At 46.9% G+C, this 10,022-nt stretch carries 3 protein-coding genes; all 3 read left to right on the top strand.

Annotated features, from left to right (window positions below; translation table 11 throughout):
- Nucleotides 1-1,245: 1,245 nt before the first annotated feature.
- Nucleotides 1,246-1,740, top strand: coding sequence for a hypothetical protein (locus ACWVCM_RS10625; RefSeq protein WP_455201727.1), 495 nt, complete (start codon nt 1,246-1,248; stop codon nt 1,738-1,740).
- A 335-nt stretch (nt 1,741-2,075) separates the two neighbouring features.
- Nucleotides 2,076-3,362, top strand: a complete 1,287-nt coding sequence (locus ACWVCM_RS10630) for a hypothetical protein (RefSeq protein WP_455201728.1) — start codon at nt 2,076-2,078, stop codon at nt 3,360-3,362.
- Between the two features lie 131 nt (nt 3,363-3,493).
- Nucleotides 3,494-10,022, top strand: a 6,529-nt coding sequence (locus ACWVCM_RS10635) for an OmpA family protein (RefSeq protein ID WP_455201729.1), incomplete at its 3' end; no start/stop codon positions are given.

Raw genomic sequence — 10,022 nt, forward strand, 5'->3', positions numbered from 1 at the left:
AATGGCAGTGGACGCAAGAATCGCCAACACGACCAGCGTCATAACAATTTCAACAATACTTAAACCACGTTCCTGAAATTTCATGGGTATCTCCGCACTCCGAACCTCTTTACAACGAACAGGGCGCAATGGGTAAAAGTTATTGTTGTTGTGATTTGTTGCATTGATTATTAAACAATAAAATCAACCTGTTCTGGCTCTGTATCGTCCAGAAATGTGATTGCTTTAACAGTCTGGAGAATTCTTAGTACCTTGCATAGAAGACGCCCGAACCTTAATGCTTATTACACTCAGGGCAGACCGCTTTTTAGTGATCCCCTCCGCGTGAAAACGCTTCGTCGGCATATTCTGAATTCAGGAATATTTAGACTAAAAATTTGATAAAGCCAAACTGGCGAGAACGATCACGATCTTGCAGCTAATTAACCCGATCATCTCCGTAAATTAATGAAGTGTGTCATCCACAGGGATCGCCAGGCTGAAGCCCCAGCCTCGAATGCTGCGCCAATTTTCTTTCGATGCAATCGCAAAAAAACCAGGGCTCAGCTGATGATTTCTGGCTACTACGCAAAGCCACTGATTTAGTCTTTTTATTGTCCGTAAAAACAGAGAGTTAAAAGATCAACAATTTTTATCTTTGCTGGCAGAAATAACGCAGCCTGCAACCGCTCATACAAGCCTGAAATACCGTCCATCACTTCACTGAAATCCCATTGGAATTCAGCGAGATAACATCTCATTTATCACTAAATATGCTCAAGCATCATGGTCATATTCCGATAAAGTGATAGAAGTCACATTTCACGAAAACCCTTAGGGAATGAGGAGGTTACATCAAATGGTAAGCCAGTTAACGCTCAAAACTTCCGTATTTATTCCACAACGACTACCACGCGTGTGTTATGCCGTTTTAATCACAGTTTTCAGGTCACTCGCCGCTGGAGTTTCAAGGGCATACGCCAACAGTAATTTTCAACTTGGCCCATTAGTTTTTTCGTTAGTTGTTAGTGGTCAGTTATTAGCAAGCACCTTCCTCACCCCTTTCGTTACAAATTTTTCAACAACGGTTTTTTTACCGTGCTTTTTCTGTTTCACAACGATCAGTCTTCCGTCCCGGCAATAAATTTTCAATAAGGCAGCGCAATGAAAACATACAGACAAGTTCCACAGAAAATTCATTCACACATAGCTTTTCAATCACCCGGTTTTAGCTTTTTCAAACTTACACACAAAGGAGATAACCACATGGATATTCAAAAATATTTTTTAGCTTTAATCGCACTCATCTTTTTCATTCCCGCAGTTGCGACAGCGCAACCAAAAATTACTGTCAACATGAAGGCCGAAAAAGAAGTCGTTGAGGTTATTAGCGGCAAAAAGGTTACTAAGCGAGTTGCAGCAAAATCTACTGACCCCGGTCAGAAATTGATTTTCACATTGCAATACAAAAACAACGGCAATGAAAAAGCGACCAACGTTAAAGTTGATAACCCAATACCGGATAACACGGTTTACATTGTCGGTAGTGGTATTGGTAAAAACAGCAAAATGCTGTTTTCCATAGACGGTGGCAAAACCTATAAACAACCCAGCCTGCTTACCTACGAAGAAACTTCAACCAACGGTAAAAAAGTAAAGAAACAGGCTTCGCCGGAACAGTATACCCATGTCAGGTGGGTTATTTCCGAAGTTCCTCCAGGCAAGGAAGGCACCGTTGGTTTCCAGGTCAGGACTAAGTAATGGGCCGGCAAAAATCGTCTCCTCACAAAAGCCTCGCTAGAGGCTTTCTGTGTTTTTAACACAACCAAAAGAATTCCCAGTTTTCAGATATCCGAGGTTTAAACAATGAAATTTACCCAGCAAGAAATTACAAAATTAAGAATGGACATCCCGCTGATCTTTGCCAGGGCTGGCCCAGACCCACCAGACAATGCACGCGCGAGGGCCCAATGTCGACTGGCCCAGGGCCCCCCGCCATAAGGAATTCCATGAACAACGTTAAATGAACAATGTTCAGTGAACATCGAAAGTAAACATTTTTAAGTAACAAACAACTCAATTAGAGGTTAAACATCATGAAAACATACAACACCAGGCCTCCGGGCTTTTTAAAACTGGCAGCATTAGCCTTCGCAGGCTTTATTGCTACCACGGTATTTGTGCAAGGTACTGCGTTTGCAACTACTGCGGCAAGTACCACGATTACCAATCAGGCAACTGTGAACTATGATGACTCTGCGGGCAATGCTCAGGGAGCCGTTAATGCGTCAGTTGATGTCACTGTGAACCTGGTAGAGGCAACTCCTACCTTGAGTGCACCCTCAGATGACTCAGTGTTCTCTGGTAGCTCTGTTGATTACACTTACACCATCATCTCAAATGCCAATGGTGTTGATACCTATAACCTGACATCAGCACAAGGCGCTACATTTGGTGTTATCAGCACAAACGTACGAGTGTTCCGTGATTCTGGGGATACCGTCGATATCACGTCGATTGATCTGGGTGCAACCAGTGTTGCGACTGCAGTGACTATTGCTGCAACAGGCACAACCGATGTTATTGTACCATCGGATAGCGCAGCAGACGGCAGCTTGAACGGTATCGTGGCAGGTGACACGGTTGTGGTTAATGGCGCAGCACACACCGTTGCGAGCATTACAGACAACCCCACCGGCACATCAATACTTGAACTTAACAATAACGGTGTTGCTAACGCAGTTACTGTAGGTATGCAAATCGGTCAGCAGGACACCTTCATTTTCCGTGTTTCTCCGACTACAACTCAGGATAGTAGCTGGGTTGAAAATGACGTCAATGCTCAGGATGACGCCACCGCACAGGCTGCAGATACTGATACCACGAGAACAACCGTAAACATTGCACCTAGCCTGACTGTCACCAAGTATGTACGAAACATTTCCAATGCTACAAACGGAGGTGGAAACTGCATTACTGTAAATACCGGACTGGGCGCAGGTAGCGTTGAGTACTGTGATGGCACCGCCAATGGCGAACCCGGTGACACACTGGAGTACGTCATTGAGATTGTTAACGGAGCAACAGCCGGAACAGCCACCGACGTGGTTATCAGCGATCCGGTTCCGCAATTTACCACCCAATCCGGAAACATCGCTCTTGATCCCGGTACTGGCACCTGGAGCAATGTTGCAACTACTGCAGACAACGGTGACTTTGCAGAAATCGTAGGCGGTATCGTTTACATCTACGCCGGCGATGGCACAGCCGCCAATGAAGGTGAAGATAACGGCGGTACGTCTGGCGATGGAAACGGCGAAGGAGGACGACTCGCCGGTGGCGACACTACTCGTGGCGCATTCCAGGTAACAATCGACAACTAATCGCAAAGAACGATTAGTTCATGATTGAGTGTTTGTTTAACAGCGCGCGGCGGCTGTTGGGCAAAGGACTTTGGTCCTTTGCCTGCGCCGTTGCGTGTTTGTTAAATAACATCGCGTTTAAGGCGAAGCCGTTGAGTAAACACTCACCGGCCATCGCCCTTAGTCATCTTAATAAGGAGCAGAAGATGATTAAGGGCGATGCTGCGCACGCCAGTATAAAATTTGCAGGTAAACTCTTCACTGCTTCCGTAATATTTATATCACTGACAGTCTTATCGGTTGCCAACGCAACCATCATCAACAACACCGCAACGATGACTTACAGCCTCGGTTCGGCTACTGCTTCCGTGAATGTCGACGCTAATATTCGAACAACGTCGTCTATTGAACTTTTTCAATATGCACCCGGCGTCACCGGCGCAAGCAATTTACCGGTAATGCCAACAGAATACTCTACCAGTGGCAACACAACTGGACCATTTTCACCGTCTGATCCAGCAACGGAATTCGATGGTACACCCGTTCCAACACCAGGCAACTACGACCTACAGCCCATCAGCGCCATCAAAAGTGGCGAACCAGTATTTGTTCGAATAGTGGACGCCGATCAGAACACTGATCCATCGGTTGCGGAAACTGTTATTGTTCAACTTACCACTTCATTAAGTGGCGACGCGGTAACTATCCGGTTAACGGAAACCGGACCAAATACCGGGGAGTTCGTTGGTTATGTTCAAACAACTCCTGGCGCAGTGGTAGCGAATGACGGCTATTTATCTGTGCAAACCAATGACACGATAACGGCGACTTATGTTGACGCCAGTGATGCATCTGATAGCGCCGACGGATCTGTTCTTGTTGACCCATACGGCATATTGTTTAGCACATCTGATGGCACGCCGCTGGATGGCGCCACAGTTACACTGGTGGATATTAGTACTGGACAACCCGCAACGGTATATGGTGACGATGGCATCAGCACGTACCCGGCGACAGTCACCAGTGGCGGTAGCACAACAGACTCCAGTGGTAATGTCTACAATTTTCCACCGGGCAACTACCGTTTCCCTTACGTCAGACCGGGTACCTACCAGTTTTACGTAATACCCCCCAACGGTTTTGTTGCACCTTCGACAGTGCCAACGGCGACGATACAGACACTGCCGGGCTCACCGTTTGCTATCGTGAATGGATCGCGCAGCGAAAACTTTGTTGTGAATCCCGGTCCTGCATTGCATATCGACATTCCACTCGACCCCGATAGTTCCGGACTGTTCGTCACAAAACAGGCCACTAAAGACAATGCAGCGATTGGCGAATTTGTACAATACAATCTCTCAGTCTCCAACGTATCTTCCGGTGGCCTGACCGGCGCGACGCTGACCGACATATTACCGCTGGGCTTCCGCCTGGAACCAGGCTCGATTCGAATCAATGGTGCAGTAGCGCCTGATCCGACTATTAGCAATGATGGTCGAACCTTAACGTTTAACATTGGCGCAATGGCGGCATCAAGCGTGACGAATATTAGCTATGTTGCAGCCATCGGTGCCGGTGTCAGCCTGGGTGATGCCATTAATACCGCAACGGCTATTGCTGACGGCGGCATTGTCTCCAACACTGCGCTCGCGAGTGTTCGTATCGAAGACGATATGATGGCAACGCGTAGCTTCATCATGGGCCGGGTAATGATGGGAAGCTGTAAAGCAGACCCACCTGAGGAAGGACTGGTCAGCCTGCAACTTCAAAGCAAGGCAGTCATGGATGAAGTCCACTACACGGCAAATCTAAATGTGGTTAAGGTCCCAGTTGAGGATCTTGCGGTCATCGTTGATCTTCCAGAGGTTCTGGAGTTCACACCCGGTAGTGCATTACTCGATGGCAAAACCATAGCAGATCCGGTGATTAATGCCGGCCACCTGCAATTCAATATTGGGAACTTATTGCCTGACCAGTCGCCCAAACTTTCATTTGTCACGCGATCACGCAGCGAAGTTTATGGTGAATTTACTACGCAAGCCAGTGCGCAATTTAATGTCAATAGAGGAGCCGCTAAATCAAAAGGTTCACTTAAATTTACGCCAGTGGCAAGTAACAGCTTCAAGGATTACCCCAGAAGTTACCGCACTCGCTTTGAAACATTATCCGCAGAGTTAATTGATAGCGATAAGGATAATCTGGCCGATCTCGCGCATATGCTGCGCGATCAGAAAGTCAGCCGCATCACCATTGTCGGACACGCCGATAAACGCAAGATACGCGGTAGCGCCCAATCCAGGTTTAAAAATAATGAAGAGTTGTCGCTGGCCAGGGCCAGGACCGTAGCAACTTACGTCAAAGATTTATTCAATTTAACGGATCAGCAGGTCATCACTTCGGGATTGGGTATTAGCCGTCCGGTTTATTACAGCGAAAAATTACAGGGCAACCTGCTTAGCAAGGAGGACCAACTCTCACTCAATCGTCGTGTAGAAGTTTACATAGAACTTGAAGATCAGCTGGCAGACACGCGGTTCATTGTTTCAAGGGGAGATAGTGGAACGAAACGTGTCACCACGATGGGACCGGCGGGCGAACTTTCCGCACCAGATCTTGGATTAACGTCAAAAGGCGTCAAGGGTATTCGGCTCTTTTTGGAAGATGGCCGGTTTGTCGATACCGATGAGCAAGGACTTTATCATTTCGAAGGCGTACGCCCCGGGACGCATGTCGTTCAGGTAGACGAAGATAGCTTACCGGATCACCTGGAAATCTACCAGTGTGAAGACAACACGCGATTTGCCGGAACTCCACATTCGCAATTTGTTGATATTCAGGCTGGCGGGCTATGGCGAGCGGATTTTCATATTCGAGAGAAATCTGATTTATCATCCCACGGCAAAGTAAGCATGCAGGTTACCAGCAAACTGGAAGGCAACAGGATTTTGTACCGCATTAACATGGCCGGCACTTCCATACGCTTTAAAGATCGCAGTTTGTTAGTAAAACTGCCCCGTGGTTTACACTATGTTGACAGGAGTGCGAAGCTGGCTGGCGAGACAGTTAACAGCCCCTGGACCGAAAATGAGTATTTGGTATTTAACCTGGGTGACAAAAAAGAAAATTCCTGGAAATCTACTTTGACGTTTGCCGCTGATGTCAAATTGCGGACGGAAGGAGAATACAAAACCAGTGCCAAGCTGCGCTTCCAGACTACCGATGGAAAAACCCAGTATTCCTCACAGGCAACTAATTCGATCCTCTACCAGGCCAGGGTTAAGGAGCGTCAGATTTTTGAAGCCAGTTATAATTCCAAAGTAGTGACATTATCTGAATCAGATCGCAGGGATCTGGACGGTGTAATCGATTTTCTACTGGATAAACGGATTCGTAAAATCAGGGTAATCGGCTACACGGATAACCAGCCAGTTCCGGAACACTTAAGCAAGCTGTATCCCAACAACAAGGCATTATCACTGGATCGAGCTACCAAAGTTGCATCTTATATGGCGAGAAAACTGGGATTGTATGCGAGGCAAATTGAAGTCCTGGGTAAAGGTGCTGACAATCCACGTGAAGCTAATGAAACTGAATCAGGCCGACAGGCCAATCGGCGTACTGAAGTGTATGTGAGCTATGGTGACCATAGCGGTAAGAAGGAAGCCGTGGTAAGTGAACGCGATAGCGGCGTACAGAGTTCAATTATCGATTCTAATAACCAGGCTGGTGGCCATACAGAAACACAACAGGTTGCAGATGTCGACACTGAAAACAAGCCAGTTGATGGTGTTCTATCAATCACTGACGGCCAGCGCATCAGCGATCGCATTCAATCCGTGCGCATTAGAATGGATTCCAGGTTAATTCCGGTTCTAAAAATTGACGGTGTCGAAATACCGAAAAAACGTATTGGCCTCAAGGCACCTGAAAAAGATACCGGACGAACAATCTACAGCTATATTGGTGTTGATCTGGGCGCTGACCCGGGTAAACATACGATTTCCCTGCGCGGCATGGGACCATTTGGTAACGCCAGGTTCAAACAGGATATTACCTATACGAGAACGGGTGAAATACTCAGCGCACGTATATTGTCCAGTGATGGCAATATTGCTGATGGTAAAACCCCGGTCAGGATAAAAGTTCAACTATTTGATAAAGACGGGCAGCCTGTCAGAAGTGAGGCGGCGTTTAATTTCATAGATGGCAATCTTCGTCCCTATGAAGACAGAAACAGACTACCTGAATTGCGTAAGAGTAAAGAAACTGTACTGATTGACCGGGAAGGTTATGTGAAATTTGACCCGGTAACACAAAGCGGACTGTATCACGCTGTATTGTCCTACAACCAGTTTACCTTTGAAGTCAGAACCTATGTAACACCAAAATATCGCGACTGGATTATGGTTGGCCTGGCGGAAGGTACGGCAGGCTACAATAACGTATCCGGCAATATGGAAAACCTGGATGCAGCGGATATTAATGATGAATACTTCGGCGATGGTCGTTTGGCTTTCTACGCAAAAGGAAAAGTCAGAGGCAAATACCTGCTGACAATGGCCTATGATTCCGAGAAAGAAGAAGCCGCGACTCCCGGAAACGGATTGTTTGGCACCATCGATCCTGACAAATATTACACTTTGTACGGCGACAAGACCCAGGTTTACTACGACGCTGCGAGCACAGAAAAGCTCTATGTAAAACTTGAGAGTGACGAATTTTACGCAATGTTTGGTGACTACAACACAGCACTCACTGTCACCGAACTATCCCGATACAGTCGTAGCCTTACCGGTTTAAAAACCGAGTACAAGAGCAACCACGTTGACCTGGTTGCATTTGCCGCGGAAACCGATCATGGCTTTGTCAAAGACGAATTACGCGGCGATGGTACCAGTGGCCTGTATTACCTCTCCAACAAAAATATTATTATTAACAGCGAGAAAATCCGCATTGATGTCCGAGATCGATTTAGAAGCGAAGTTATTATTGATAGCAAACAGCTAACACGATATATCGACTACACGTTTGATCCGGTTGATGGCACCGTCTATTTTCGTGAGCCTGTTTTTAGTCGCGATGAAAACTTCAATCCGGTATACATCGTGGTTGACTATGAAGCAGAAGGTAATGTCGGCAATAAAATAGCCGCGGGTGGCCGCCTTGCAGTAAGACCTTCCGTTAAAGGGCCAGAAATTGGTGCGACAATCATTCAGGATGATACCTTGGGCGCGGAAGGCGAATTATACGGCGCGGACGTGAAATACAAATTAACGCAAAATACCAATATCCGGGCGGAACTTGCCACAAGCACTAAGACGACCTCAGGAAATGAGCAGAGTGGCAACGCAGGATTGGTTGAATTAACCCACCGCAATCCATCCCTTGAAAGCAATATTTACTTCAGGCAACAGGATCCTGAATTTGGACTGGGACAACAAATGGGTAGTGAAACGGGTACCCGTAAGTATGGCGCAGATGTCAGATCGAAAATTCGCGACAATGTTTCGCTGGATGCTGAATACCTCCACCAGGATAATCTAAATACCGGCGCTAAACGTGATGTTTTGAGCACGGGTGTCGAAGTAAAATCCAGTCAATATTCGGTAGCCGGGGGCCTGTTGTTCGCACGTGATGCATTCACCGATGGCAGTCTGTTTGAGTCCAAACAGTTAACTGGTTCCGCAAAGCGTGAATTCCTCGATGGTCGAGCGAATGCTTTTGCCGCAGTTGATGTCGGCATAGAAAACGAAAATGCTGACTATGCCAATAGACTGTTGCTCGGCGCTGACTATTCAATTACTGATAATGCCCAGCTTTTTGCACAACAGGAATTTGCAGACAGTGATACTCTGGATGCGCAAATGACTCGGGTAGGTATCAAGTCTTCGCCATGGCGCAATGCGAGTATTTACAGCAGTGTTGAAAACGCAAGCAGCGAATACGGACCGCGAACATTCGCCAATATGGGGCTCACCCAGGGAATCGATCTGAATAAAAACTGGCGCCTGGATTTTGGACTGGAACGCACCCAGACTATTCGAGATCCTGCAGCACCACCATTTAACGTCAATGTGCCTCCAGCGTCGGGAACTTACAATAATAACGACTTTACGGCAGTATCCGCCGGCGCGACATATAAAGACGCGCTATGGTCAATGACAGGTCGCGCCGATGTCAGGGTGGGCGACCTTGAAGACAAACTGGCTATACTGTTTGGTGTTTACCATGAACCTGTACCCGGGTTCGGCCTTTCTACCGCGTTGCGTCACTTTGATACTGATCGATCCAATGGCACCCGTAATACCCAGAGCTCGCTAGAGTTTTCACTGGCGCGCAGACCAGTAACCAGTCAATGGATATTCCTGGACAAGGTGAGATTTATACACGAAAAAGAAACAGGCACTACTGACAGTGTTACTACGAAAAAGCTTATTAATAACTTCAACGCAAACTATCTGCATAACCGAAGCAACCAGCTTGCGTTTAACCATGGTATTAAATACGTTAAAGATAACTTTGAAAGCGGATCATATTCTGGAATTACACAGATATTTGGCACGGAATACCGCCATGACTTTAATCGCAAATGGGATGCAGCAATACAGGCCGCGCTGTTAGTAACAGACGTGGGTAACAGTGAACGTTATTCTTACGGCGTATCTGTTGGCCACAGTTTTG

This window comes from Kaarinaea lacus, from assembly GCF_975902315.1.